Source organism: Streptomyces sp. NPDC020362 (assembly GCF_040642095.1).
Classification (GTDB): domain Bacteria; phylum Actinomycetota; class Actinomycetes; order Streptomycetales; family Streptomycetaceae; genus Streptomyces.
This window is the reverse complement of record NZ_JBFAET010000131.1, coordinates 1-25,346: the sequence shown is the minus strand read 5'-3', so window position 1 is coordinate 25,346 and position 25,346 is coordinate 1. Positions and strand designations below refer to the sequence as shown.

Genomic DNA, 25,346 nt, shown 5'->3' with positions numbered 1-25,346 from the left:
GAGGAGGCCGCCGAGGTCTGGATGGCCGCCGAGTACGAGGGCAAGGAGGCGGCCGCCGAGGAGATCTCGCAGCCCCCGCCCCTTTGCCATGCGTCACTCGGTCGACCCGCCCGGCAGGATCCGCCGGAAACCGGTGTACGGGGTCAGGGCCTCGGGCAGCAGCACCGAACCGTCGTCCTGGACACCCTGCTCCAGCAGCGCGGCCACCGTCCGGCCGATCGGCAGCGCCGAGCCGTTCAGGGTGGCCGCGGGGGTCTTGCGGCCGTCGGCCCCCTTGACCCGGATGTCGGCGCGCCGGGCCTGGAAGGTGCCGCAGTCCGACACCGACGAGATCTCCCGGTAGGCGCCGCCACCGGGCAGCCACACCTCGATGTCGTACGTCATCCGCGCCGAGAAGCCCATGTCGCCCGCAGGCAACAGCACCGTCCGGAAGGAGAGTTCGAGCCGGCGCAGGCACTCCTCGGCGTGCGCGACCATCAGCTCCAGCTGCTCCTGGGCCTGGGCCGGCGTGCAGATCCGCACCAGCTCCACCTTCTCGAACTGGTGCAGCCTGAGCACGCCCCGGGTGTCCCGGCCGTACGCACCTGCCTCCGCTCGGAAGCAGGGGGTGCGGGCGGTGAACGCGTACGGCAGGGTCCGCGCGTCCAGGAGCTGTCCGGCCACCAGGTTGGTCAGCGGCACCTCGGCCGTCGGGATCAGGAACAGCTCCCGGTCGCCGACCTGGGTGCGGAACAGGTCCTCCTCGAACTTGGGCAGCTGCCCGGTGCCCGTCATGGTGTCCCGGCCGACCAGGAAAGGCACCGACTGCTCGGTGTAGCCGTGCTCGCGGGTGTGCAGGTCCAGGAAGAAGTCGCCGAGGGCCCGTTCCAGGCGCGCCCCGGCACCGTGCGCGACGCTGAACCGGGCGCCGGAGAGCCGGGCCGCCGCGGGGGAGTCCAGGATGCCGAGCGCCTCGCCGATCTCGGCGTGGTGCCGTGCCCCGTCCGCCGCACGCGGGGCCGGACCCCCGCGCCGTATCTCCACCGCCTCCTTCTCCGAGTCGCCGTCCGGTACGACGTCCAGCGGCAGGTTGGGAATGCCGAGCAGCAGGTCGGTCAGCTCCGCGGCGGCCGCACGGGCGGCGGCCTCCGCCTGCTGCACCTCGGTGCGCAGCGCGCGGGCGGCCTCCTTCTCCGCCTCGGTCGGCGGGCCGGAGCGGCGGGCCTTGGCGGTGCGGTTCAGTTCGGTGCGCAGCCGCGTGACCTCCCCCTGCGTGGCCGCGCGGGCGCGCAGCGCGGCCGTCAGGGCGTCCAGGTCCAGGTCGTACCGGCGGCGGGCCAGGCGCCGAACGGCGTCCGGGCCGGCCTCGATCAGCTGCTGGGCGTCATGCATGGCGGTCTCCTGACAGAGCGGTGGCGGCGACGGGCGGCAGGTCCGCCACGGCGGTGTGCCGGACACCGAGCCCGCGGTAGCGCACCGGCCGGGCCGAGCGCATACGGGCGGCGTACAGCAGGCCGCCCAGGGCGACCACCGGCAGCAGCCAGGGCAGGGCGGCGATCACCCGGGACGGGGATCCGGTGAGCATGTCGAAGTTGCCGACCACCAGCCAGACGGATGCGGCCAGGCCCGCGAAGCCCAGCAGCGGGGCCACGGTGTCCCGCCACCAGTGCCCCTGCCCCTCGCCGCGCAGCCGCAGCCCGAGCACGGCCAGCGCGGCCAGGGCCTGCAGGGCGACGATGCCCAGGGTGCCGAGGCCGAGCATGCTGGTGGTCAGATCGGCGTACGGGTCGAGACCGGCGACGGCGAAACCGGCCACGACCACCGCGGTCAGCGCACTCTGCGCGAGGCTCGCCCGGTGCGGGGAGCGGTGCCGGGGGTGCTCGGCGGCCAGTGCGCCGGGCAGCAGGCCGTCCTCGGCGAGGACCTGGGCGTAGCGGTTGGCGGCGCTGTGCAGGGCCAGTGTCGCCGCGAACAGGCTGGTGCAGAGCATGATCTGCAGCCCGGTGCTGCCCGCCTTGCCGAGGAAGTCGTCGCCGAGGACGAAGAACAGGTCGCCCATCTGCTTGCCCGCGACCTCGCGCACCCGGTCGCTGCCGACCGCGCCCACCGCGAGCCAGCTGGTCAGGGCGTAGAAGCCGGCGATCAGGACGACGGCCGCGTAGGTGGCGCGGGGCACGCTGCGCCGCGGGTCCTTCGCCTCCTTGCCGTACAGGGCGGCCGACTCGAACCCGATGAAGGACACGAACGCGAACATCAGCGAGACGCCGGCGCCGTGCCCGGCCGCGACGTGCGGGGAGAAGGAGGCGGTGGGCAGGGCGTGCACACCGTGCCGGGCGAGGATCGCCACGTCCAGGGCGGCCAGCACACCGATCTCGCCGAGCATCAGCAGGGCCAGCACCCGTGCGCTGAGCGCGATCTCCCGGTACCCGAGCACGGCCGTCAGGACCAGCCCGACGGCCGCGCACCACTCCCAGGACACCGTCAGCCCGTGAGCGGCGAGCACCAGCTGGGTGAAGTAGCCGAGCGCGCCCGCGAGGCCGATGGTCGCGCAGTTGTAGGAGAGCAGGGCGACATATCCGGCCGCGACCGCGGGCGGGCGGCCGAGGCCGTCGGCGACGGAGGCGTAGAAGCCACCGGAGCCGCCGGTACGACGGGCACTGACCGCATACCCGACCGAGAAGCACAGCAGGGTGACCCCGGCGAACAGGAAGGCCGCCGGCACACCCGCACCGTCACCGAAGGCGAACGCGAGAGGAACGGTGCCGACCATCGCGGACAGCGGGGCCGCGGCGGCGACGATCAGGAAGAGGATGTGTCCGGTACCGAGCCGACCGGACGGGGGCGGGGAGCCACTGGTGGACATGGAGAACTCCGTGGATTCTCAAGGGAATTGGGGAGAGGGACGAAAAACGGGAGACAGCCGCCCGCACCAGACCGGCGGACGGCTGTCAGGACGCCCCGAACCGGGCGGCGCAGCCGCCCGTCCAGGGGCGCGGGGAACTGCGCGATCAGCCAGAGACGACCCGCACCCGCCGAACCAGGGACCCGGGCAGGCCTCAGGCGGGGGCGATCGCCAGTGCGGTGTTCTGCCCGCCGAATCCCAGCGAGTTGCTCAGGGCCAGGTCGATGGGCATCTCGGTGACGGTCTGGGCCAGCTTGATCTCGATCCGCGGATCGGGCATGACCAGGTTGGCGACGGGCGGAATGACCTCGTGCTCGACGCTGAGCACGGCGAACGCGGCCTCGACCGCGCCGGCGGCGCCCAGCAGATGACCGGTGACTCCCTTCGTGGAGGTGACCAGCGGATCCCCGCGCAGGGTCCGCCGGATCATCCGGGCCTCGGACAGGTCGTTCAACGGCGTCGACGTACCGTGCGCGTTGACGTGCTGCACGTCGTCCGGGTCGGCACCCGCATCGGCGAGTGCCGCCCGCACCGCGGCTTCGATCCCCGCACCGTCCGGGTGCGGCGACGTCATGTGGTGCGCGTCGGCGGTCGCGCCGTACCCGACGATCCGGCCGTGGACGTGCGCGCCCCGGGCACGTGCGTCCGCGACCCGCTCCATCACCAGGATCCCGGCCCCCTCGCCGGCGACGAAGCCGTCCCGGTCGGTGTCGAAGGGACGGGACGCGGACGCCGGGTCGTCGTGCCGTTTCGACAGCGCGCCCATCTGCGCGAACCCGGCCATGACCAGCGGGGTGATCATGGCCTCGCTGCCGCCGGCCAGCACGATGTCGCACCGGCCGAGCGCCAGCAGGTCCCGGGCGGTCCCGATGGCGGTCGCACCCGACGCGCAGGCCGTCGCCACCACCAGGTTGGGGCCGGTCGCCCCGAACTCGATGGCCGTCTGACCGGCCAGCATGTTCGGCAGCTGCATGGGAAGCAGCAGCGGCGACACGCGCTCGGCACCCTGCTCGCGCAGCACATGGTGCTGGTCCTCGACGGTGCCCGGACCGCCGTCCGCGCAGCCCAGCACCACCCCCACCCGCGCGCCGTCCCAGGTCTGCGGGTCGAGGCCCGCGTCGGCCACCGCCTCGTGCGCGGCGACCAGCGCGAACTGCACGAACCGGTCCAGGCGGTGCGCACGTCGCGCACTCAGCAGGGTCTCGGGATCGAAGCCGGGCACCCGGCAGGAAATCTGTACAGGGTTGTCCGCAAGCACCGGATCGAGGGCGGCGGCCGGCCTGCCGTCGCAGACCGCCGCCCAGCTCGGCCCGACCCCGATCCCACCCGGGGTGACCAGGCCGAGCCCGGTGACGGCGATGTCCATGCCGGCCATCAGACCTTCGCGCTCCGCTCCTCCATGAGCCGGACCATGTCTGACACGGTCTCGGCTTCCAGGAGGTCGTCGTCGCTGATGTCCAGGTCCAGCTCGGACTTCAGCAGCAGCGACAGCTCCACCACGGCCAGCGAGTCCAGCTCGATGTCCTCCCGGGTGGCCTCCGGGGTGATGGCCTCGGGCGACACCTTGAGCTTGTTGGACAGGATTTCCTTGAGCTGCTCCAGCATGTCGGTTCCTTTCGAAGGTGTACGCGCCCCGCGTACCGCTGAATCGATATGAGTGACTGACGGTCGGTCAAATGGTCTGCAGCTCCGGCCAGACGACCGTGGCCGCGCCCCACGAGAGGCCTCCGCCGAACGCGGTGAGCAGCACCCGGTGGCCCGCGGCGAGCCGCCCCTCGGCGGTGGCCTCGGCGAGCAGCAGCGGAATCGAGGCGGCGCCGGTGTTGCCGACCCGCGCGATATTGCTCAGCTGCCGCTCGGCGGGGATGCCGAGCCGGTCCGAGACGGCGTCCAGGATCCGGGCGTTGGCCTGGTGGGCCGCGAACCGGTCGACGTCGTCCAGCGACCAGCCCGCCCGTCTGGCGGCCTCGGTGGAGGCGGCGGTCATGCGTTCCACCGCGTGCCGGTAGGTCTCCCGGCCGATCATCCGGAAGTAGTGGTCCTCCGGGGCGACCGGCCGGTCGGTGGACCGCTGCCGGGAGCCGCCGGCCGGCACCTCGATCAGATGGCTCAGCTCGCCGTCGCTGCCGAGCACCAGCGGGCCCACGGCCCCCGGTTCACCGGCCGAGCCCGCGCGCAGCACCACCGCGCCCGCGCCGTCCGCGAAGATCACCGCGGTGGTGCGGTCCTCGGGGTTGATGATCGTGGTGAACGCGTCCGCCGCGATCAGCAGCACCCGGTCCGCGACCCCGGCCGCGATGAGCCCGGCGGCCGAGGCCAGCCCGTACAGGAACCCGGAGCAGACGGCCGCCACGTCGAAGGCGGGCACCGTCCCGAGCCCCAGCCGCGCGGCCACCTGCGGTGCGGTCGCCGGACAGGGCTGGTCCGGGGTGGTGGTGGCCAGCACCACCGCTCCGACCCGTTCGTCGCCCGCCGACTTCAGCGCCCGCAGACCCGCCTCCACCGCCAGGTCGCCGGTGGAGGTGCCCGGGGAGATGAAGTACCGCTCGGCGATTCCGGTGCGCGACCGGATCCAGGCGTCGGAGGTGTCCAGCCGGGCGGCCAGATCGTCGTTGGTCACCACGCCCGGAGGGACGTACGCCCCGATGCCGGTGACGACCGCCGCCCGCCCGGTACTCATGCGCCCGCCTCCGAGGCGAGAACCTCGACGGGCAGGCCCATGTACTTCATGCGGACCTCGGCCATCTCGTCGGTCCACTGCTCGGCCATGTCGTAGCGCTGCTCGGCGGTGGTGTCGAGGAGCCGGACGCCCGGCCAGACCTCGTAGTCGCCGATCAGGTCGGCGTGCCGGAACATGCCCTCCTGGAACAGTTCCTCGCGGTGGATGACGAACTCCCGGTCCGGGATCTCGTCCCACAGCTTCACGCCCGAGCGCAGGATCTCCAGCAGCCGCGGCCGGTACTCCGGGTGCTCGATCACATGGTCGCGCAGGATGGTGCTGGCCACGGTGAGGTGACGGATCTCGTCGATCGCGGTGCCGCGCGAGATCTCGCCGGTCGCGGGGGAGAGCGGGGTCCACTTGCGCTCGCTCAGCTCGGCCGCCGGGGCGAGCACCCCCTCGATGATGATGGCGAACACGGCGACCCCGCCGGGGAAGTCGGCCTGGTCGCGGACGATGTCCAGGGTGAAGTCCACCACCGGGTCCAGGACCCGCTTGCGGTAGTCCCGGGCCATCTCCTCGATGTCCTTGAGCAGCGTGCCCGCCGGGACGCCCAGCTCCACCAGGTGCTGGCGGAAGACCCGGGCGTGCCGGGCCTCGTCGATCAGCTGGGTGGCGTAGAACTCCATCTGCGGGATGCCCGGCGCGATGGACACGTAGTGGCCGAGCAGCCGGGTGGCCAGCTCCTCCGCCAGGGCCCGGAAGCCGAACTCCAGGACCAGCGCCTCGCGCAGCGGGCCGGGCGCCTTCAGGAAGTCCGGGGTGACCGCGTTCTCGTGGTGGCCGGTCACCCCGCGGTCGCGCAGCGTGCCCTGGGCCACCGAGGTGATCCAGTAGGCGAGGTCGCACTCCTCGGGGCCGAGGGTGAGTTCCTTCGCGCCGTCCAGCAGACCGGGCGCCTTGTCCCAGTCGGCCTCGGGGGCTACGAGTGCCGGATGTTCGGTCATGATGCGGCGGTCTCCTTCGCCGGGCGCAGGGAGCCGGCGTAGAGCCCGCCGGCGTAACTGAACAGGGGGAGCCCGTCGTCGGCGGTGGCGTGGACGACGTGGCCGAGCAGCAGCTCGCTGTCGCCCGCCGCGTGCGCGGAGTGGAAGCGGCAGACGTAGTGGGCGAGCGCACCCGCGATCAGCGGGGCGTGCGCGTACCCCTCCGCCGTCCAGGCCAGGCCCGCGAAGGCCGCGTCGCCGTCGGGGCGGGAGCTGTCCGCGAACCGCCGGGCCACGTCGGCCTGGTCGCCGCCGAGCACGTTGATCGCGAACCGTCCCTCGGCGGCGGCCAGCCGGGCGAAGGACGACCCCGCCCGCAGCACCACACCGACCAGCAGGGGCGAGCGCGAGACCAGGGTGACCGTGCTCGCGGTCGTGCCGTGCATCCGTTCCTCGGGGCCGGTGGTCAGCACCGACACCGGGGAGGCCAGGTGGTACAGGGCCCGGCGGCGCTCGGCCGGGTCCTGCCGGACCGCCCGCCGGACATCGGTCGCGGTGGTCATCGCACGGCCTCCGTCTCGCGCACCACCGGCCGCGCCGGGACGTGCCCGACCGGCACCGGGTCCATCGCGTGGCCCACGGGCCCCGGGTGGGGCAGGCCCAGGTCGTCGAGGAGGCGCAGATAGCCCTCCTGGCGCACCGGCTCGAAGGGCAGCGCGAAGGACTTCATGAAGTTGCCGAACAGACCGCGGTCGCCGAACAGATGGAACGGCAGCACCAGCAGCGCCCACTCGGGCTTGACCAGCCAGCACCACAGCGCGGCCACCGCGCCCTGCGTGATGAGGCTGTGCATGACGTTGTAGAGGACGTAGTACGCCTTGGGGATCGGCCGGCCGCCGCTCTTGCGGAACGCGATGGCGCCGGGGATGTAGCCGATCAGGTCGATGTAGAGGAACAGTCCGATCGCCGGCAGCCAGCGGATGTCTCCGAAGTGGTAGACGATCAGGCCGGTGGTGACGGCGAGGCCCACCAGGTACTCGGCGCGGTGCAGCGAGTAGGTGCGCGGTGTCTCGAACGGGTTCGCCTGGTCCATGGTCAGCTCCTCGGCAGATTCCTAGGCGCCGACCGCGGCGGGCTCGGTGAGTTCGATGCCGCCCTGGATGCGCACGGCCGGGTACAGCCCGGTCAGCGCCCAGGCGACGGTCTCCTTGATGACCCGCTCGGCGATCGGGTCGAGGATGCCCTCCAGGCTCGGGATGCCGAAGTCGAAGTCGGCGTCGAAACGGACTGCGACGTCGTCCCCGGACTGCTGGACGGACCAGGTCCCGGAGAAGGAGTCGAAGTCGCCGTCGGACTGCTCGAAGCGGATCTCGCCGCTGTCCGGCAGCACCACGTCGTCCTCGGTCCAGCGCAGCAGGCCGCTGCGGAAGTGCAGCTCCCAGCTGGAGGACGCCTTCGGGTCGGGGTAGGAGGCGTGCACGGTGGTCGCGTTCACGTGGGGCGCCAGGTCCGGGTACTTCTCCCAGCGCCGTATGGCGTGCAGGACCGTTTCAGCCTGCTCCGCGGGTATCAGGGCATCGAGTTCGACGTGCCGCACGATCAGTTACCGCCTTCCGGCATCTTGGCCGCGCCCTTGATCAGGTCGCGGGTGGCCAGGTCGAAGGAGTCGACGAGGTAGTCCACGTCGGTGTCGCTCAGCACGGCGGGCGGGGTGAACCGCACCACCGAGCTGCCGTTCATGGAGTGGTTGGCGACCACGCCGTGGTTGAACAGTTCGATCAGCAGCTCGCCGGCCAGACCGGCCTCCACGAGCTCCACGCCGATGAGCAGGCCCCGGCCGCGCACGTCCACCACCAGCTCGGGGATGTTGCGCCGCGCGACCTCCGCGATCCGCGGCAGCAGCCGGGCGCCGATGTCCATGGCCCGGGTCACCAGGCGCTCCTCCTTGACGGCCCGGATCGCGCCCTGCACCGCGGCCATCAGCACCGGCTGCCCGGAGAAGGTGGCGGTGTGGACGTAGGGGTCCTTGTCGAAGGGGCGGAACGCCTTGCGGGTGGCGACGGCCGCCGACACCGGCATCACGCCGCCGCCGAGCGCCTTGCCGGTGAGCAGGACGTCCGGGACCACGCCCTCGATGTCGGCGCCCCACCACTCGCCGAGCCGCCCGAAGCCGGACTGGACCTCGTCGAGGATGAGGAAGCCCTCGTACTCACGGACCAGTTCCTCGACCCGCTTGAGGTAGCCCCTGGGCGGGATGATCACGCCGCCCTCGCCCTGCACCGGCTCCAGGATCACGCACGTCTCGCCCGGGTGCGCCCGCAGCTCCGTCTCCAGGGCGTCGGCGTCACCGAACGGCAGGTGCAGGAAGTCGGGGACGAGCGGCCGGAACGGCGCCTGGTACACGTCCTTCGCGGTCGCCGACAGGGCGCCCAGCGTCTTGCCGTGATAGCCGCCCCGCATCGAGACCGTGTGCTTGAACCCGCCCGCGCGGGCCAGCTTCAGGCCGGTCTCCACCGCCTCCGCACCGGACAGCGCGAAGTGCACGCGGTCCAGGCCGGCCGGCAGCACCGACACCAGTGCCTCGGCGGCGCGGGCCACCGTCGGCTCCAGCAGGATGCGGGTCGCGGTGGGGTGGGTGCGCAGCTGGCGCTCCACCTCCTCCATCACGATCGGGTGGCGGGCGCCCATGATGAACACGCCGTAGCCGCCGGCGTTCAGGAAGCGCTCACCGTCGCTGGTGGTGAGCCAGGCGCCCTCGGACGCCACCTCCATGTGGCTGCCGAACAGCTCGGCGAGCGTGGCCCGGCCCTTGCTGAGATGGGCCCGGTACAGGTTGAGGATCTCCGCCTCGTCGACGACGGCCGGCGCCGCCGGCGCCTGGGGGGATTCCTGGATGATGGTCACTTGTCGCTCACTCCAAGGGATGTGGGTGGGGCGGGTCTCGGCCGGGCAGTCGGCCACGCCGGTGCGGTACGGCGCCCCGAAGGGGTGCGGGGCCCTGTCGATGTGCGGCTCCGCCGCGTGGGCGCGACCAGCCACGGACGGCGCGCAGCCGCCCACTTGGATCTGCCGGCCGAGCTCTACGCCAGAACCAGCGGCCCCCCGCCGAAGTACGCGAGAAGCGGCTCGGCGGCAGCGATGCGGGACGGCGGATGGAAAGCCAGCGCACGCGTCGCGGCAGCGGCCTGCGCGCTCGCCGAACTGCTGATGAAGTCGAGACCGCCGAGCAGCTCCAGCGCCCGCCCGACGATGTCCGGCAGCGCGTTCTGCACGGCGTACCGGGCGACCAGCACCCGCGCCACCGACTCCTCGTCGCCGGGCACCTGGCCGGTGCCGCGGGCCACGCCCTCCAGCAGGGCGAGGGCGGCCTCCATGTCGACGGCGAGCGCGGCCCGTTCCTCGGCACCGCCCCGCTTGCGCTCCAGCACCTGCTCCACCAGCGCCGCGGCGGAGCCCGCGTACCCGGCGGAGATCAGCATCTCGAACCACACGAACCCGGCCGACTGCAGGTCGTCCAGGCGCGTCGGGTCGTCGGCACCGGCCCGCACGACCATCTCCGCCGGGACGAACACGTCCTCCAGACGCACCTCGTCGCTCTCCGCGCCGGCCAGCAGGTCGTTGCCCCAGAAGTCGTGCACGGACATGCCGGGCGCGTCCGCCGGGACCAGCGCCAGCGCCAGCTCCGGCTCGCCGCCGTCCTCGCCGTGGATGGCGATCGACGCGGTGAGCAGGCTCATCGAACGGGACAGGCTGCAGGGCTTCTTCGACCCGGACAGCAGGAACCCGTCCTCGACCGGGCGCGCGGTCACGGCCGGCTTGAGGATGTTCTGCGCGGTACGGCCCTCGGCCCAGCCGGAGGCCATCACCTGCTGCTCGGGCACGATCCGGTGCAGCAGCTCGGTCTGCGCGGCGGTGAGCCGGCCCGACTTGACGGCCAGCGAGTAGAGCATGGCGGCGGTGAAGTGGTGCATGGACACGGCCGCGACCAGCGACGGCGAGAGCGCGCCGAGAGCCAGCTGGACCCGCAGCGCCTCGAGCGGGGCGGCGCCGTGTCCACCGTAGGCCTCGGGTATGAGCAGGCCGACCCCGCCGTGGATGCGGAAGAGGTCGATCACGGGGCTGCCGGGCCGCTCCCGCTCGGCGTACGGAATCTGGTCCAGCTCCTTGAGCAGTCCGGGGTGGAACCGCTCGCACACGGTCCGGGCAGCATCGAGGGAACGCACGGGAATCCTCCGGAAGACGTCGAAACGGACTGTCAGGCGCCGAAGACCGCGTCGTACGGGCTCACGTCGCGGGCGATGCTGACTCCCTGCACGTGGGAGGTCTTGAGCATCGGGTAGTTGGCCTCGCCGAACGCACCGCCGGTGCGGCCGGTGCCGCCGTGGCTCGGCAGGTAGGGCAGGAAGCCGATGTGGGAGTCGTTGACCTTCAGCAGACCGCCGTTGACGGTGCGCCGCACGAACGTCTCGATGACATGGTCCGAGCGCGACCACAGGGAGTTGCGCAGCCCGTAGTCGTTGCTGTTGACGAACTGCAGGAAGGCTTCGAGCAGGGCGTCGTCGTTGTCGCGCTCGGCGACCACGATCGGGACCAGCGGGAAGAACGTCTCCTCCCGGACCACGTCGTAGGTCCGCGCCCGGTCCAGGCCGTCCACCCGCACCACCGTCGGCTGCAGGAAGACACCCGTCTCCGACACCGTGCCGTCGACCTCGGTGCGGTTGCCGCCGGTGACCAGCTCGGCGCCGTTGTCCAGCGCCTGGCGCAGCAGCCGGAAGAAGCGCTCGCTGCGCCGCACCGGCGACAGCAGGACGTCCTCCTCCTCGGGCAGGCCCGGCTTGATGCCCTTGACCTGCTCCTTCACCTCGGCGATCAGCGTGTCGGCGATCTCCGGGTGGACCAGGACGTAGTTGGGCACCATGCAGATCTGCCCCGAGCCGTAGAAGGCCTCCGTGATGGCCTCGGCCGCCCACTTCACGTCGGCGTCCTTCCACACCACGATGCCGTCGTTGCCGGCGAGTTCGAGGATCGGCTTCTTGCCGTGCGCCACGCACTGCTGCTCGAAGCGCAGGCCTTCCTGGCTGCCGCCGATGTAGAAGATGTCGTTGATCAGCGGGTCGGCGATCCAGCGGTCCATGGTCTGCTTGGGGTTGGAGCACACCGCGTTGAGCACGCCGGCCGGCGCGTCGGCCTCCTCCAGCAGCGGGGCGACGATGTCGCGCAGCAGCCACATGGTGGACAGCGCGATGCTGCGCGGTGCCCGTACCACCACGGCGTTGCCCGCCATCAGCGCCAGCACGCACAGGGCGGCGCTCGGCAGCGGGGCGTTCTGCGGCGGGTTGAAGGCGACCACACCGTCCGGCTGGCGCTGCAGGATCAGCTTGCGGCCGTTGTACTCCTTCTCGACCTGCATCTGCTTGGTGTACCAGCGCAGGGAGCCGGGGGCGTAGATCTGCAGCAGGCAGCTCAGCTCCCAGCGGGCGAGCTTGACCGGGTGGGACTCGGCGACCAGCATGCGCAGGAACTCGTCCTGGTGCTTGATGAGTTCCTCACGGAAGCGGGTGCCCAGCTGCATCCGCCGCTCCAGCGGTACGGCCGCCCAGTCGGGGGCGGCCGCCGCGGCCGCCTGGGTGGCCAGGTCGATGGCGGAGTCGTCCGCGATCGCGCAGCGCCCGACGACGTAGGGGTGCTTGGCCGCCTCGGACTCCGGGTCCTGTTCGAGGGAGCGCTTCAGGCTCACGCTGGTGAAAACGTCTTCCAGCAGGGAGCGTCCGCTGACGGTGTAGACCCATCCGTCCCCGGCGACGTCCTTGCCCGCGATGTAGAGGTCGTAACTCTTCAATCCGGAAGGTGCCTCAGCACTCTCTTCCTGCGCGGCTTCGCGAAGCATCTTCAGCCTTTCGGATATGGCGTGTGGATTTCTTGAAGCAGTGCGAGCCTGGCAGCGGAATCTGACCCCGCGCTGACACGTGACTGACCGGCCTGATCCGGCCAACCCCAGGGGGCCCGCGGTCGTCAGCGGTGCGTCAGGCGGCGCTGCTTGCATGACGGCATGCCACCTGTCGACAGCACCCTCGAGCGACTGCGCGACCTGCCGCGCAGCGAACTCGCTGAAGAAATCGAGACAATCGTCCTGGAGAAATTCAAGGTCATTCTCCTCATGGACGAATCCGAGGATCTTCCTCTCGACGTCAGCTATTTCGACCTCGGCCTCACCTCGCTGCGGCTGACCGAAATACGACAGACCCTGGAACAGCTCCTGGACCTGTCGATCAACGTCAACGTGCTCTTCAACGAGCCGACGATCGCCCACCTCGTGGACCACCTGACCCAGGCCATCCAGGAAAGCTGAGGAGTCGTTCCATGCCGCGTACGGAATCAGAGCAGGCGCCCGAGCCGGTCGCGATCGTCGGAATCGGTCTGCGGTTCCCCGGCGGCAGCGGCTCGCCCGACGAGTTCGAGGCCTTCCTCAGGGAGGGCCGCAGCGGAATCGGCCCGATCCCCCGCGACCGCTGGGACGTCGAGGCGTTCACGCCCGAGGGCCCCGACGACAAGGGCAAGATCCGCGCCTCGGCCGGCGGGTTCCTCGACCGTATCGACCTGTTCGACGCCGGCTTCTTCAACATTTCCCCGAAGGAAGCCCGCTACATGGACCCCCAGCAGCGGCTGCTCCTGGAGACCGCCTGGCAGGCCCTGGAACATGCCGGTATCGACCCGGCGCCGCTGCGCCGCGGCAACGGCGGTGTGTACATCGGCGCCAGCTCCATCGACTACGCGCTGGAGCTGGACTCGCTGCCGTACGAGGAGCTGGACGGCCACCTGGCCTCCGGCATCACCATGTTCCCGCTCTCGGGCCGGCTCTCCTACTTCCTCGGCTGGCGCGGCCCGAGCATGAGCGTCGACACCGCCTGCTCCTCCTCGCTGGTCGGCCTGCACCTCGCCGTGCAGGCGCTGCGCGGCGGCGAGACCGACATCGCACTGTGCGGCGGCGTCAACGCCCTGCACCACCCGCGCATCCCGGTGATGTTCTCCAACGCCCAGATGCTCTCCCCGGACGGGCAGTGCAAGACCTTCGACGAGGCCGCCGACGGATACGCCCGCGCCGAGGGCTGCGGCATCGTCGTCCTCAAGCGGCTCTGTGACGCCGAGCGTGACGGCGACCGCGTCCTCGCCCTGGTCCGCGGCACCGCCGTCGGCCAGGACGGCGACAGCGCCGGCCTGACCGTGCCCAACGGCCCCGCCCAGGAGAAGGTGATCCGCAGCGCGCTGGCCGCCGCCCGCCTCGCGCCCGAGGACATCCAGTACGTCGAGGCACACGGCACCGGCACCCCGCTCGGCGACCCCATCGAGTTCGGCGCCATCGGTGACGTGTTCGTCGACTCCCACACCAAGGACCGGCCGGTGCTGGTCGGTTCGGTCAAGACCAACCTGGGCCACATGGAGCCCGCCTCCGGCATCGTCGGTGTCATCAAGACGGTGCTCCAGCTGCGCTCCGCCACCGTCTACCCGCACATCAACCTCAACACCCCCTCCGGGCGCATCCCCTGGGACCTGTATCCGGTGCGGATCCCCACGGCCTGTGAGCCCTGGGAGGCGGACGTCAGGCGGGCCGTCGTCAACAGCTTCGGCTTCGCCGGGACCATCGGCGCGGTGGTCCTGGAGCAGGCGCCCGAGCCGGCCGGGCGGCCGCAGGAGGAGGGCGGCGCCGCGCCGCTGTTCACCCTGTCCGCGAAGAACGCCGCCGCCCTGCGTGAACTCGCCGCACAGTACCGGCAGTTGCTGGACGACCGGCCCGGCCTCACACCGGCTGCGCTGTGCCACAGCGCCAACACCACCCGCGCCCACCACCCCTACCGCGTCGCCGCGCCCGTCGCCGACCGCGCCGCGCTGGAAAAGCTCCTCGACCGGGCCGCCGAGCAGGAGCACGAGGGACCCTCGGGCATCCGCAAGACCGCGTTCATGTTCACCGGCCAGGGCTCCCAGTACGCCGGCATGGGCGCCGCCCTCTACGAGGCCTTCCCCGTCTTCCGTGCCCAGGTGGACGAGTGCGACCGGCTGTTCGCCGAGCACCTCGGCCGCTCCGTGCGCGAGCTGCTCCTCGGCACCGCCGCCGACCCCGGGGCCATCGACCGCACCGAGTACACCCAGCCCGCCCTGTTCACCCTGGAGTACGCCCTCGCCCAGCAGTGGATGGCCTGGGGCGTGCGCCCGAACGTGCTCCTCGGGCACAGCATCGGCGAAGTCGTCGCCGCCGCCGTCGCCGGACTCTTCAGCCTGCCCGACGCCGTCACCCTGGTCGCGGCCCGCGCCCGGCTGATGCAGTCCGTGCGCAGCGAGGGCGGCATGGCCGCGATCACCGCCCCCGTCGAGGAGGTCGCCCCCCTGCTGGAGGGCCACGCCGACCTGGCACTGGCCGGGATCAACGCCGTCGACCAGACCGTGATCTCGGGCGCCACCGCCGCCCTCGACGAGGTCGTCGCCCACTTCACCGAGCAGGGCGTCCGCGTCGAGAGCCTGAAGGTCTCGCACGCCTTCCACTCGCCCCTGATGGCCGAGGTCTACGACGACTTCCGCGCCGCCCTCGACGGCATCACCTTCCACGAGCCGAAGATCAGCCTCATCTCCAACGTCACCGGACGCCTCGCCCGGTTCCGCGAGATCGGCGACCCGGAGTACTGGGTGCGGCACATCGGCGAACCGGTCCGCTTCCTCGACGGCATCCGGGCCGTCGCCAAGCGCGGCCGGCACGCCCTGATCGAGGTCGGCCCGCAGGCCGGGCTCACCGCGCTCGCCCGGCGCAGCGTCACGGTCGAGGACCATCTGTGGCTGGCCAGCCTGCGCCGCCGCGACACCACCATCGAGACCACTCTCACCGCGCTCGCCGGCTACTACGCGGACGGTCTGGCCGTCTCCTGGGACGGCTACCACGCCGGTCACCCGGCCCCCGCCCGGGTGGACCTGCCGACCTACGCCTTCCAGCGCAAGCGCTACTGGCTGCCCTCCGTCACCCCCCGCAGGTCGGCAGCGAACGGCACCGCGCGGCACCTGCTGCTCGGCGTCGAGGAGCGGTTCGCCAGCGGAGTACGGGAGTTCAACGCGGAGTTCACCACCGAGGAACTCGGCGCGCTCGCCGACACCGCCGACGCCGGCCGTACCGTCCTGCCGGCCGGTGCTTATGTCGACCTGCTGCTCGCCGTCCAGGACGCCGTCCAGGGCCATGCCCGCTCCGCCGTCCGCGACCTGAAGCTGCTCGCCCCGCTGGAGCTGCCCGCCGAGACCGTGACCGCGCTGACCACCCGCTGGCGGCCGCGCCCCGGCGGCGGCGCCGAGGTGGAGGTGTTCACCGTCGTCGGCGGCGAGGAGAACCTGCACGCCACCGCCGCCGTCGCCGCCGAACGCGAACCCCTCGTGCCGGTGTCGGAGCTGGCGGAACTGGACGCCACCCTCGCCCCGGCCGGGCAGCAGATCGACGACGAGGACATCTACACCGACCTCGCCTCCGTCGGCCGCCCGCAGGGCCCCCGGATGCGGCTGCTGCTGCGCGCCGCCCGGCACGGGGACGGTCTGGTCACCGGCGAGCTGACCGGCCGCGACGCCACTGCTGTCGAGCACGTCCCGGCCGAGCTGCTGGAGGCCGCCGTCCAGGCCCTGGTCGTCCTCGACCCCGAGGGTCCGGTGTTCGTGCCGCGCGAGATCGCCTCCGTACGGCACTTCCGCAAGCCGCGCGGCGAGATGCTGCGCGTCCTCGCCCGGATCCGCGGCGACCAGGACCGGCGCCTGGCGGACGTCCTGCTGCTGGAGAACGGCGACCCGGTCGCCGAGCTGCTGGGCGTGCGCATGGCCCGCCCCGAGGGCCGCACCGGCCGCCGCCAGTTCCTGCACCGGCCCGAGTGGGTGCGCCGGGCGCTGCCCGTGAAGGAGCACGCACCGGCCCGGCACGTCGTCCTGCTCGACCCCTCCGCGGTCCGGGCCGCGGAACTCGCCGCCGAGCCCGGGCTGAAGGTCACCTGGCTGCCCGATCCCACCGACCTCAAGGCCGCCCTGGAGGACCCCACCGTCACCGACGTCTGCCGGATCTGGCGGCAGCTCCCGGCACCGATGTCCGCGGGCCGGCTGCGCGCCGAGTGCGAGGACAACTACCACGAACTCCTCGCCCTCGTGGGCGCGTTGGACGGCTCCGGCGCGCCCCGGCCGCCCCGGCTGTGGCTGGTCACCGAGGGCGCCCAGTGGCTGCCCGGCGACCCGGCCGGCGACGGCGGGCACCTCGGCGCCGCCACCCTGTGGGGCTTCGGCCGGGTGCTGCTGACCGAGTACCCGCAGTACCGGGCGACCCTCGTGGACCTCGCCCCCGGCAGCGGTCTCGCGCCGCTGGCCGACGAGTGGCGGGCCGAGCCGCCCGGCGAGTACCAGGTCGCGCACCGCCCCGGCCGCCGCTATGTGCGCCGGCTGCTCGCCGGTGACTCCACGCTCACCTGGACCGGCGGCTTCGAGCTGCGCGCCCCCGACTCCGGGGACCTCTCCGACCTGGCCCTGGCCTCGGTCACCGACCGTGCGCCCGAAGCCGAGGAGGTCCAGGTCCGGGTGCACACCGTCGGCCTGACCGCCGAGGACGCCCGTACCGCCCTGGACACCGGCCGCGCCGAACGCGCGGAGGAGGACGCGGCCGAGGAGGAACCACCGCCGCTGCTCGGCCGGCTGGCCCGCGGCACGGTCCTCGCCGCAGCCTCCGGAACCGGTTTCGAGACCGGCGACGAGGTGCTCGTCCGGCACGACGGCACGTTCCGCTCCACGCTCACCGTCCCCGCGGTGGCCGTCGTCCACGCCACCGGCTCCGACGACAACGCGCCCTGCTTCCGCCTCGACGAGACCGGCGAGGCCCTGCGCACCGCCCTGTCCGACCCGGCGGGACGGACCTGGGTGACGCTGCCCGAGGACCCGGCCGAGGAGCAGACCGACCCCGTCGACGAGGGCCCGGCCGGGCTCCGCCCCGACCGCACCTACCTGGTCACCGGCGGCCTCGGCGGGCTGGGCCTGGTCACCGCCCGCAAGCTGGCCGCCCTCGGCGCCCGGCACCTGACCCTGGTCAGCCGCAGCGGCCGGGCCACCGAGGAGGCCTCACCCGTCCTCGCGGACCTCGCCGCCGACGCCGAGATCGACGTCGTACGCGCCGACGTCTCCCGCGCGGAGGACGTCGAGCGCCTCGTACGGCACCTGGCGGCCGGACCGTACCCGCTCGGCGGGATCGTGCACGCGGCCGGCTCCTACGACAAGAAGCTGATCTCCGAACTGACCTGGGAGTCGATCGACGCCCAGCTGGCCGCGAAGGCCTACGGCGGCTGGCTGCTGCACGAGGCCGCCGAGGACTCCTTCCCCGAGCTGGAGTTCTTCGTCACCTACTCCTCCATCGCCTCCGTGCTCGGCGGCGCCACCCAGGGCCACTACGCCGCCGCCAGCGCCGCCCTCGACGCACTCGCCGAGTGGCGCAGCCGGCGCGGAGTGCCGGGGCTCTCGGTGAACTGGGGCGCCTGGGCCAGGGTCGGCATGTCGGCCCGGCTGGAGGAGCACCTCAGCCAGGAGATCGAACGCAGCGGCGTGCGCTTCTTCTCCCCGACCCGGGCCCTGGACACCCTGGCCCGGCTGTGGGGCCGACCGCGCACCCAGCGGATCGTCGGCGAGTTCGACTGGGACCGCTATGTGGCGGGCAGCGCCACCGGCGACCTGTTCTACGACCGGCTCGCCCGGCAGGCCCCCGACGACGACGGCGGTCTCGACCTCACGGCGCTCGCCGCCCTGCCCGAGGCCGAACGGCTGGCCGCGGTCACCGGCACGGTCCGCGAGAAGGTCGCCGCCGTCCTGCACCTGGAGGAGGGCGACGAGCTGGACGTGTCCACCGAGTTCGTGTCGCTCGGCCTGGACTCCCTGATGGCCCAGCAGGTCAAGTCGGCACTGGAGCAGACCTTCCGGCTGGCCCTGCCGGCATCCCTCACCCACGACCACCCCACGGTCCGCGCGCTGGCCCAGTTCGTCGACGGGCTGCTCGGTCCGGTACCGGCAGCGTGACAGAGCTGCGGGGCGTCCTCGACAGGGGACGCCCCCCAGGGACGGGAACCCACCATGACTGACATACCGAGGGAGCGCTGGACGCTCCACCACTCCTGCCGGGCCCACGCCGGAAGCCGCCCGGACCACCCGGCGATCATCTGCGAGGGCCGCGTCACCACCTACGACAAGCTCCACCGCGACAGCAACCGCGCCGCGCACGCCCTGCACACCAGCGGGATCCGGCGCGGCGACCGGGTCGCCTACCTGGGCCGCGAGTCGGCCAACTACTACCTGGTGATGATCGCCTGCGCCAAGGCCGGCGCGGTCCTGGTGCCGGTCAACTGGCGGCTCACCCCGAGCGAGGTCGACCACATCCTGCGCGACTCCGGCGCCGCCCTGATCTTCGTCGACGACGAGTTCTGGGACACCGTCGCCACCGTCCGCCACCAACTGCGCGGACTGCGCAAGGTGATCCGGGTCGACGGCACCGACGCCGACGGCGAACCCGCCCGCGGCGCGGGCCTGCCCGCCTGGGCCGCCGACCAGCCCGACACCGACCTCACGCCCGGCACCGGCCCCGACGACGCGGTCATCCAGATCTACACCAGTGGCACCACCGGCCTGCCCAAGGGCGCGGTCCTGGCCCACCGCAGCTTCTTCACGCTGCCGCACGCCAGCCGCGAGCAGGGCGTGGCCTGGATCGACTGGCTGCCCGAGGACGTCGGCCTGATCTCCCTGCCGGGCTTCGGCGTGGCCGGCATCGGCTGGTTCCTGCACACGTTCAACGCCGGCGGCACCAACGTGATCATGCCGCAGTTCGACCCGCAGGAAGCGGTACGCCTCATCCGCGAACACCAGGTCACGACCACCTTCGCCGCCCCGGCCATGCTCCAGGCGATGGCGGCCGAACGCGGCGCGGGACCCGAGGCGTTCGCCTCCCTGCGCAAGATCGCCTACGGTGCCGCCCCCATGTCCGAGACGCTGCTCAAGCAGTGCCTGGAGACCTTCCGCTGCGAGTTCGCGCAGATCTACGCCAGCACCGAGACCGGCAGCGTGGCCGTCTGCCTCCCGCCCGGGGCCCACCATCCCGGCAGCACCGTGCTCACCTCGGTCGGCAAGCCCTGCCCCGGTAACGAGATCAAGGTGGTCGGCCCCGACGGCGAGCCCGTCCCCGCCGGCACCATCGGCCAGATCTGCGTGCGCACCCCCTCCCGGATGCTCGGCTACTGGAACCTGCCCGAGGCCACCGCCCGCACCCTGGTGGGGGAGTGGCTCCACATGGGCGACGCCGGCTACCTCGACGAGGACGGCTACCTCCACCTGTGCGACCGCATCAACGACACGATCATCGTCGCCGGGCAGAACATCTACCCCGCCGAGGTCGAGAAGGCACTGGCCGCACACCCGGCGGTCGCCGACACGGCCGTGGTCGGACTCCCCGACGAACGCTGGGGCGAGAGCGTGCACGCGGTGGTGGTCCTGCGCCCCGGCGCGAGCGTCACCCCCCGCGAACTCCTGCTGTCCCTGCGCGGCCGCATCGCCGACTACAAGATCCCCGGCACCTACCACTTCGCCGACTCCCTGCCCCGCAACCCGTCGGGCAAGATCCTGCGCCGCGCGGTGAGGCAGCAACTGACAGCCCCGACGAGGGACGCACTGCAGGCGACGGTCGTCTGACGACGCCGATCGCCGAGAAGGGAAAACGCCGCATGCCTTCGAACTCCGTCGAGGATCCAGGGGCGCGGGGAACTGCGCGACAAGCCACGACGAACCCGCAGTCCGCAACGGACCCGAACCCCCCTGTGCAGATCGGCATCCTCCTCCCCACCCGTGAACAAGCCATCAACGGCACCTACGCCGCAGCCCCGCTGATCGACTTCGCCCGCCAGGCGGAAGCCCTCGGCTTCGACTCGCTCTGGGCCGGGGACTCCCTCACGGCGCGCCCCCGCCTGGACCCCCTCGTCGTCCTGTCGGCAGCCGCGGCAGCGACGACCCGCATCACGGTCGGCACCGCCGCCCTCACCCCCGCCCTGCGCCACCCCCTCATCGGCGCCAACATGGTCGCAAGCCTCAGCCATGTCGCTGCCGACCGGTTGGTCCTCGGCCTCGGCTCGGGCTTCCCGATGGCCGAGACCGAGGAGGAGTTCGCCTCGGTCGGCGCCTCCTTCCAGGGCCGCGTGGGCCGCCTCGACGAGATCACCGCCCTGTGGCGAACGGCCTGGCGGTCGGTCGACGAAGGTGAACCCGCCGAATTCGAGGGCAGGTTCTGGCAGGCGGAGCACCTGGACCGGCTGCCGTCGCCCGCGGTCCCGGGCGGCCCGCCCCTGTGGCTGGCCGGCAGCGACACGCCGAAGGTCCTCGCCCGCGCGGCGACCCGGTACGACGGCTGGCTGCCCTTCCTCCCGGACGTCGACGCCTACGGCCGGGCCCGCCGCCGCATCGCGGAACTCGCACAGGAGGCAGGCCGGACGGTGACACCGGCGCTGTACGCCACGGTCACCGTCAACGCCAGTGAGAGCGCGGCCAAGGCCGAACTGGAGCACTACATCAGCCACTACTACGGCCGCTCCCTGGACCAGATGCGAACCATCCAGGCCTACGCCTGGGGCAGCGCCGAGAAGTGCGCCGAATGGCTCGGCGGCTATGTCCGCGCCGGTGCCCGGCACCTGGTCGTGCGGATCGGATCCCTCGACCCCGAGCCGCAGTTGAAGGAGATCGCCGAGGTGCTGCTGCCCGCGGTACGCGCCCTCGGCCCGTCCACCACCGTTGGGAGTACGCAGTCGTGACCACCGCCATCGGCACCGTCGGCAGCCAGATGTCCACCGAGGGGCACTGGTTCCACCCCGTGGAGCCCTCGCCGGACGCCTCGATCCGGTTGTTCCTGCTGCCCCACGCGGGCAGCGGCGCCATCATCTACCGCGACTGGGAGAGCCTGCTGCCCCCGGACATCGCCCCGCAGGCGGTGACCCTTCCCGGCCGGCACAACCGTCGCGAGGAGCAGACCTACGAGAACTTCTGGCCGCTCCTCGACGCCCTGCACGAGGCGGTCCTCAACGACCTGGACGAGCGGCCGTTCGCCTTCTTCGGCCACTGCCTCGGCGCCCAGCTGGCGTTCCGGCTGGCGATCCGGATGGAGGAGGAGGGCGGTCCCGCTCCGGTCATGGTCGGTATGTCCGGCTGGTCGCCGGTGGGCTTCTTCAAGCCGACCGAGGAGCAGAGCCGGATGCCGGAACCCGAACTCATCGAGTGGATCAAGAAGCTGGGGTCCTTCCCGGCCGAGGTCTACGACAACCCCGAGATGCTCGCGCTCGTCGTGCCCGCACTCCGGTCCGACCTCAGGGTCGCCGGAGACTACGACGACGACGGCGCCGGCGTCAGCTGCTCGCTCGCCTCCTACGGCGGCCGCAGCGACCCGCTCCAGGAGGCCGCGGACGCCATGTCCCACTGGGCGGGGCGCACCCCCGCCTACCTCGGCCACAACGAGTACGAGGGCGGCCACTTCTACATCGACACGCACGCGCAGGCCGTCACCGCGCACTTCGCGCACCGACTGCAGCGGACCGTGGCCACCGCCGCCGCGAGCTGAGCCCAGGAGGCCGTGTCAGCGCCGTGTCAGCGGGGCGCGGGACAGTGACCCGATGACTGCCGAATCGGGTGCCGTCCCGTGCCCTGCCGCGCGTCGCGGACACCTGCGGCCCGTATCCCACCAGCACGAAACGACCTAGGAGGGTCGTCCATGACCACCGAAGCGGAACTGACCGGCAGCGCGGCCTCGGCCGCACCGGCACCGGACATCGAGGAGGCCGCGGGCAAACCCGCCTGGGGTGCGCTCCTGGTGGTGCTGGCCGGCCTGTTCATCGCCAACATCGACTTCTTCATCGTCAACGTCGCCATCCCCTCGCTGCAGCAGAACATGCACGCGACCAGCGCCCAGATCCAGCTGGTCGCCGCGACCTTCAACATCGGCCTGTCCGCCATGCTCATCACCGGCGGACGGCTCGGCGACCTCTACGGCCGCCGTAAGGTCTTCTCCATCGGCCTGGGGCTGTTCACGCTCGCCTCGCTGGCCTGCGGCATCGCCCCGAACATGGGTGAGCTGATCGCGGCGCGGGCGGTGCAGGGCGCCGCCGCCGCCCTGGTCATCCCGCAGGTCCTCGGCATCCTGACCACGGCGTACCAGGGCAAGGCCCGCGCCGTCGCGTTCAACGCCTACGGCATCACGATGGGCGCCTCGGCCGTGTTCGGCCAGCTGATCGGCGGCCTGCTCATCAAGGCCGACGTGTTCGGCTGGGACTGGCGGACCATCTTCCTGATCAACGCCCCGATCGGCGCCGTGGTCCTGCTGCTCACCCCGAAGAAGGTGCCCGAGTCCCGGGCCGAGGGCCACACCGGTCTCGACTGGACCGGTGTGATCCTGGTGACCGCGGGTCTGTCGGCCGTCGTGCTGCCGCTGGTCGAGGGCCGCGAGCAGGGCTGGCCGACCTGGACCTGGGAGTGCCTGGTCGCCGCGGTGCCGCTGCTGGCCGCCTTCTGGTACACCCAGCGCCGCAAGGCGGCCCGCAACAAGTCGCCGCTGGTCCACCCGAGCCTGTTCGAGGACCGCGCGTTCGGCGTGGGCGTGGTCTCCCTGCTGGTGTTCTTCGCCGCGATGGCCTCCTTCTTCCTGGTCCTCGCGCTGTACCTGCAGGAGGGCCGCGGCCTGAGCGCGCTCCAGTCCGGTCTGCTGTTCATCCCGCTCGGCCTCGGCTTCTTCATCGGCTCCGCGCAGGCGCCCAAGGCCGCGGCCAAGCTCGGCAAGCAGGTCCTGACCGTCGGCGCGGTGCTGCAGGCGATCGGCAACGTCGCCCTGGCCGCGACCGCGTGGTACCTGGACAGCAGCGGTGCCGTGGGCTGGTGCATTCCGGCCATGGTGCTCGCCGGATTCGGCATGGGCTTCGTCGTCGCACCGCTCGCCTCGCTGGTGCTGGAAGGCGTGGCTCCGCAGCACGCGGCCGCCGCGTCCGGGGTCTTCTCCACCGCCCAGGAGATGGGCAACGCCATCGGCATCGCGGTGATCGGCGTGGTCTTCTTCGGCGTCGCCGGCCACCACGGCAGCGCCCACACCTACGCCCACGCCTTCGGATCCAGCCTGCTGGTGCAGGCGGGGATCTGCGTGCTGGTGGCAGCACTGGTCCAGTTGCTGCCGCGCAAGGCGGAGACCTCCTGAGCCCTTTCAGGGAGGGGTGAGTCTGACAGGGGCGGGGCGAGACACAGTTCGGCTCCGCCGGGTGGGCACGACGGACCACGACGCAGCCGCAGACCCTGTCGAGACATCACACGGACGGCGATCGGTCCAAAGATCAACCGACGGGCACGTGGAAGGAAACCCTCCGCGTGCCCGTCAGTCGTGCATCAGAACCGAGTCAGCAACATCATCCACGATGGCTGAAAACGAACTACCCCGTTTCAGTCGACCCGACGGAGGAAACCATGGCTGACTCCTGCGAGCCGCTTCCAGCGTGGCCCATGCCCCGCAGCTGCCCCTACGCGCCCCCGGACGAGTACGCGGGCCTGCGCAAGGAGCCCCCGCTGAAGGTGCGCATACGCGGCGGCGAGGCCTGGCTGGTCACCCGGCACGCGGACGTCCGTCAGGTGCTCAACGACAACCGGTTCAGCTCCGACGACCAGCAGCCCGGCTTCCCGATCCGCATCCAGCTGCCGCCCGAGCCCGGTGTGATGTCCTTCAGCCGCATGGACGACCCCGAGCACGGCCGGCTGCGCCGCATGGCGATGACCGAGTTCACCGCCCGCCGCACCCGCGCCCTGCGCCCCGAGGTCGAACTCCTCGTGGAGCAGCTGCTGGACGAGCTGGCCGCGGGCCCCAACCCGGTCGACCTGGTGAAGAGTTTCGCGCTGCGGCTGCCCTCGCTGGTGATCGCCCGGATGCTCGGGGTGCCGGAGGACGACGAGGCGGACTTCGCCGAGCAGAGCCAGGTGATCCTCTCCCAGGACGCCAGTCCCGAGGAGACGTACGCGGCGTTCGTCGAGATGTCGCAGTTCCTGGACCGCCTCGCCGCGCAGCGCACCGCCGATCCGCAGGACGACCTGATCAGCCGGCTGGCCACACGGTACGTGGCGGCCGGTGAACTGACCCATCAGGAACTCGTGGCCATGGCCCGGTTCTTCCTGGTCGCCGGGCACGAGACGACGGCCCACCAGATCAGCCTCAGCGTCCTCAGCCTGCTGCGCGACCCGGACCAGCTGGCCGAACTGCGCGCCGATCCGGCCCTGTTCAAGCCCGCGGTCGAGGAACTCCTGCGCTACTGGTCCATCTCGCAGGACAACCAGGTGCGGGCCGCGGTGGCCGACGTCGAGCTGGGCGGGGCGCGGATCCGAAAGGGCGACGGTGTCATCGTGGCGATCCCCGGCGCCAACCACGACGAGTCGGTCTACCCCGACGCCGGCCGCCTCGACATCCACCGCAACGCCGCCGGCCACCTCGCCTTCGGCTTCGGCGCGCACCTGTGCCCCGGCGCCTCCCTGGCCCGCATGGAGCTGGAGGTGTGCCTGAGCGGCCTGTTCGCCCGCTTCCCCACACTCCGCCTGGCGGTCCCGTCCGAGGACATCCGCTTCCGCCAGAACACGATCGTGTACGGCCTGGAGGACCTCCCCGTCACCTGGTGACGGCCGCACCCCCCGGGTGAGCAGAGGGCCGTGCCCCCACCGCGGGGGGGGGCCGCCCCCCCCCCGCGCCCCCCCCCCCCGCCCGGGCGGGGGGGGGGGGGCGCGCCCCCCGGCGGGG

General features: G+C 72.2%; 19 protein-coding genes and 1 pseudogene. 8 read left to right on the top strand and 12 right to left on the bottom strand.

Annotation, left to right across the window (positions count from 1 at the left end; genetic code table 11):
- Positions 1-72, top strand: a pseudogene (gene hisE / locus AB0H32_RS33205) (phosphoribosyl-ATP pyrophosphatase); the annotation flags it as partial.
- A 21-nt stretch (positions 73-93) separates the two neighbouring features.
- Here the strand turns inward: hisE and serS are convergent.
- The 12 genes from serS to AB0H32_RS33145 all read right to left on the bottom strand — a co-directional run bounded on the left by serS (position 94) and on the right by AB0H32_RS33145 (position 12,413).
- Positions 94-1,371: a serine--tRNA ligase gene (gene serS, locus AB0H32_RS33200; RefSeq protein WP_361128373.1), complete on the bottom strand. Its 1,278-nt coding sequence runs from the start codon at positions 1,369-1,371 to the stop codon at positions 94-96.
- Positions 1,364-2,842: an APC family permease gene (locus AB0H32_RS33195; protein WP_361128370.1), complete on the bottom strand. Its 1,479-nt coding sequence runs from the start codon at positions 2,840-2,842 to the stop codon at positions 1,364-1,366. Before AB0H32_RS33195 ends, serS begins: the two co-directional genes overlap by 8 nt.
- A 193-nt stretch (positions 2,843-3,035) precedes the next feature.
- Positions 3,036-4,256, bottom strand: a complete 1,221-nt coding sequence (locus tag AB0H32_RS33190; protein ID WP_361128367.1) for a beta-ketoacyl-[acyl-carrier-protein] synthase family protein — start codon at positions 4,254-4,256, stop codon at positions 3,036-3,038.
- Complete coding sequence (locus AB0H32_RS33185) at positions 4,256-4,486, bottom strand: phosphopantetheine-binding protein (RefSeq protein WP_361128364.1); 231 nt, start codon at positions 4,484-4,486, stop codon at positions 4,256-4,258. The genes AB0H32_RS33190 and AB0H32_RS33185 overlap by 1 nt, the downstream gene beginning before the upstream one ends.
- Before the next feature lie 67 nt (positions 4,487-4,553).
- Positions 4,554-5,561, bottom strand: coding sequence for a beta-ketoacyl-ACP synthase III (locus tag AB0H32_RS33180; RefSeq protein ID WP_361128362.1), 1,008 nt, complete (start codon positions 5,559-5,561; stop codon positions 4,554-4,556).
- Entirely contained in the window at positions 5,558-6,547 is a 990-nt protein-coding gene (locus AB0H32_RS33175; RefSeq protein WP_361128359.1) for a VlmB-like protein, read from the bottom strand. Before AB0H32_RS33175 ends, AB0H32_RS33180 begins: the two co-directional genes overlap by 4 nt.
- Positions 6,544-7,089, bottom strand: a complete 546-nt coding sequence (locus AB0H32_RS33170; protein ID WP_361128356.1) for a flavin reductase family protein — start codon at positions 7,087-7,089, stop codon at positions 6,544-6,546. The genes AB0H32_RS33175 and AB0H32_RS33170 overlap by 4 nt, the downstream gene beginning before the upstream one ends.
- Entirely contained in the window at positions 7,086-7,619 is a 534-nt protein-coding gene (locus tag AB0H32_RS33165; RefSeq protein WP_361128353.1) for a hypothetical protein, read from the bottom strand. Before AB0H32_RS33165 ends, AB0H32_RS33170 begins: the two co-directional genes overlap by 4 nt.
- Before the next feature lie 21 nt (positions 7,620-7,640).
- Positions 7,641-8,123 carry an SRPBCC family protein gene (locus tag AB0H32_RS33160; protein ID WP_361128350.1) on the bottom strand — a complete coding sequence of 161 codons (483 nt, stop codon included), beginning with the start codon at positions 8,121-8,123 and terminating at the stop codon, positions 7,641-7,643.
- A gap of 2 nt (positions 8,124-8,125) precedes the next feature.
- Positions 8,126-9,430, bottom strand: a complete 1,305-nt coding sequence (locus AB0H32_RS33155) for an aminotransferase class III-fold pyridoxal phosphate-dependent enzyme (protein WP_361128347.1) — start codon at positions 9,428-9,430, stop codon at positions 8,126-8,128.
- 176 nt (positions 9,431-9,606) lie between these two features.
- Positions 9,607-10,749: an acyl-CoA dehydrogenase family protein gene (locus AB0H32_RS33150; RefSeq protein WP_361128345.1), complete on the bottom strand. Its 1,143-nt coding sequence runs from the start codon at positions 10,747-10,749 to the stop codon at positions 9,607-9,609.
- Between the two features lie 32 nt (positions 10,750-10,781).
- Positions 10,782-12,413: an aldehyde dehydrogenase family protein gene (locus tag AB0H32_RS33145; protein WP_361128342.1), complete on the bottom strand. Its 1,632-nt coding sequence runs from the start codon at positions 12,411-12,413 to the stop codon at positions 10,782-10,784.
- Positions 12,414-12,575: 162 nt separating this feature from the next.
- Between AB0H32_RS33145 and AB0H32_RS33140 the strand changes: the two genes are divergently transcribed.
- From AB0H32_RS33140 to AB0H32_RS33110, 7 genes are all read left to right on the top strand, one after another.
- The gene (locus AB0H32_RS33140) at positions 12,576-12,875 is read left to right on the top strand and encodes an acyl carrier protein (RefSeq protein ID WP_361128339.1); all 300 of its coding nucleotides are present in this window, start codon (positions 12,576-12,578) and stop codon (positions 12,873-12,875) included.
- An 11-nt stretch (positions 12,876-12,886) separates the two neighbouring features.
- Positions 12,887-18,583 (top strand): SDR family oxidoreductase, encoded by a 5,697-nt coding sequence (locus AB0H32_RS33135; protein ID WP_361128336.1) that lies wholly within the window; start codon positions 12,887-12,889, stop codon positions 18,581-18,583.
- A gap of 54 nt (positions 18,584-18,637) precedes the next feature.
- Complete coding sequence (locus AB0H32_RS33130) at positions 18,638-20,242, top strand: fatty acid--CoA ligase (protein WP_361128334.1); 1,605 nt, start codon at positions 18,638-18,640, stop codon at positions 20,240-20,242.
- Positions 20,243-20,367: 125 nt separating this feature from the next.
- Positions 20,368-21,351, top strand: a complete 984-nt coding sequence (locus AB0H32_RS33125; RefSeq protein ID WP_361128331.1) for an LLM class flavin-dependent oxidoreductase — start codon at positions 20,368-20,370, stop codon at positions 21,349-21,351.
- 29 nt (positions 21,352-21,380) lie between these two features.
- Positions 21,381-22,151 carry a thioesterase domain-containing protein gene (locus AB0H32_RS33120; RefSeq protein WP_361128376.1) on the top strand — a complete coding sequence of 257 codons (771 nt, stop codon included), beginning with the start codon at positions 21,381-21,383 and terminating at the stop codon, positions 22,149-22,151.
- Between the two features lie 150 nt (positions 22,152-22,301).
- Complete coding sequence (locus tag AB0H32_RS33115; protein WP_361128328.1) at positions 22,302-23,771, top strand: MFS transporter; 1,470 nt, start codon at positions 22,302-22,304, stop codon at positions 23,769-23,771.
- A 263-nt stretch (positions 23,772-24,034) separates the two neighbouring features.
- On the top strand, positions 24,035-25,228 hold the full coding sequence (locus AB0H32_RS33110; protein ID WP_361128325.1) for a cytochrome P450: 1,194 nt from the start codon (positions 24,035-24,037) through the stop codon (positions 25,226-25,228).
- The last annotated feature ends 118 nt before the right edge of the window (positions 25,229-25,346 follow it).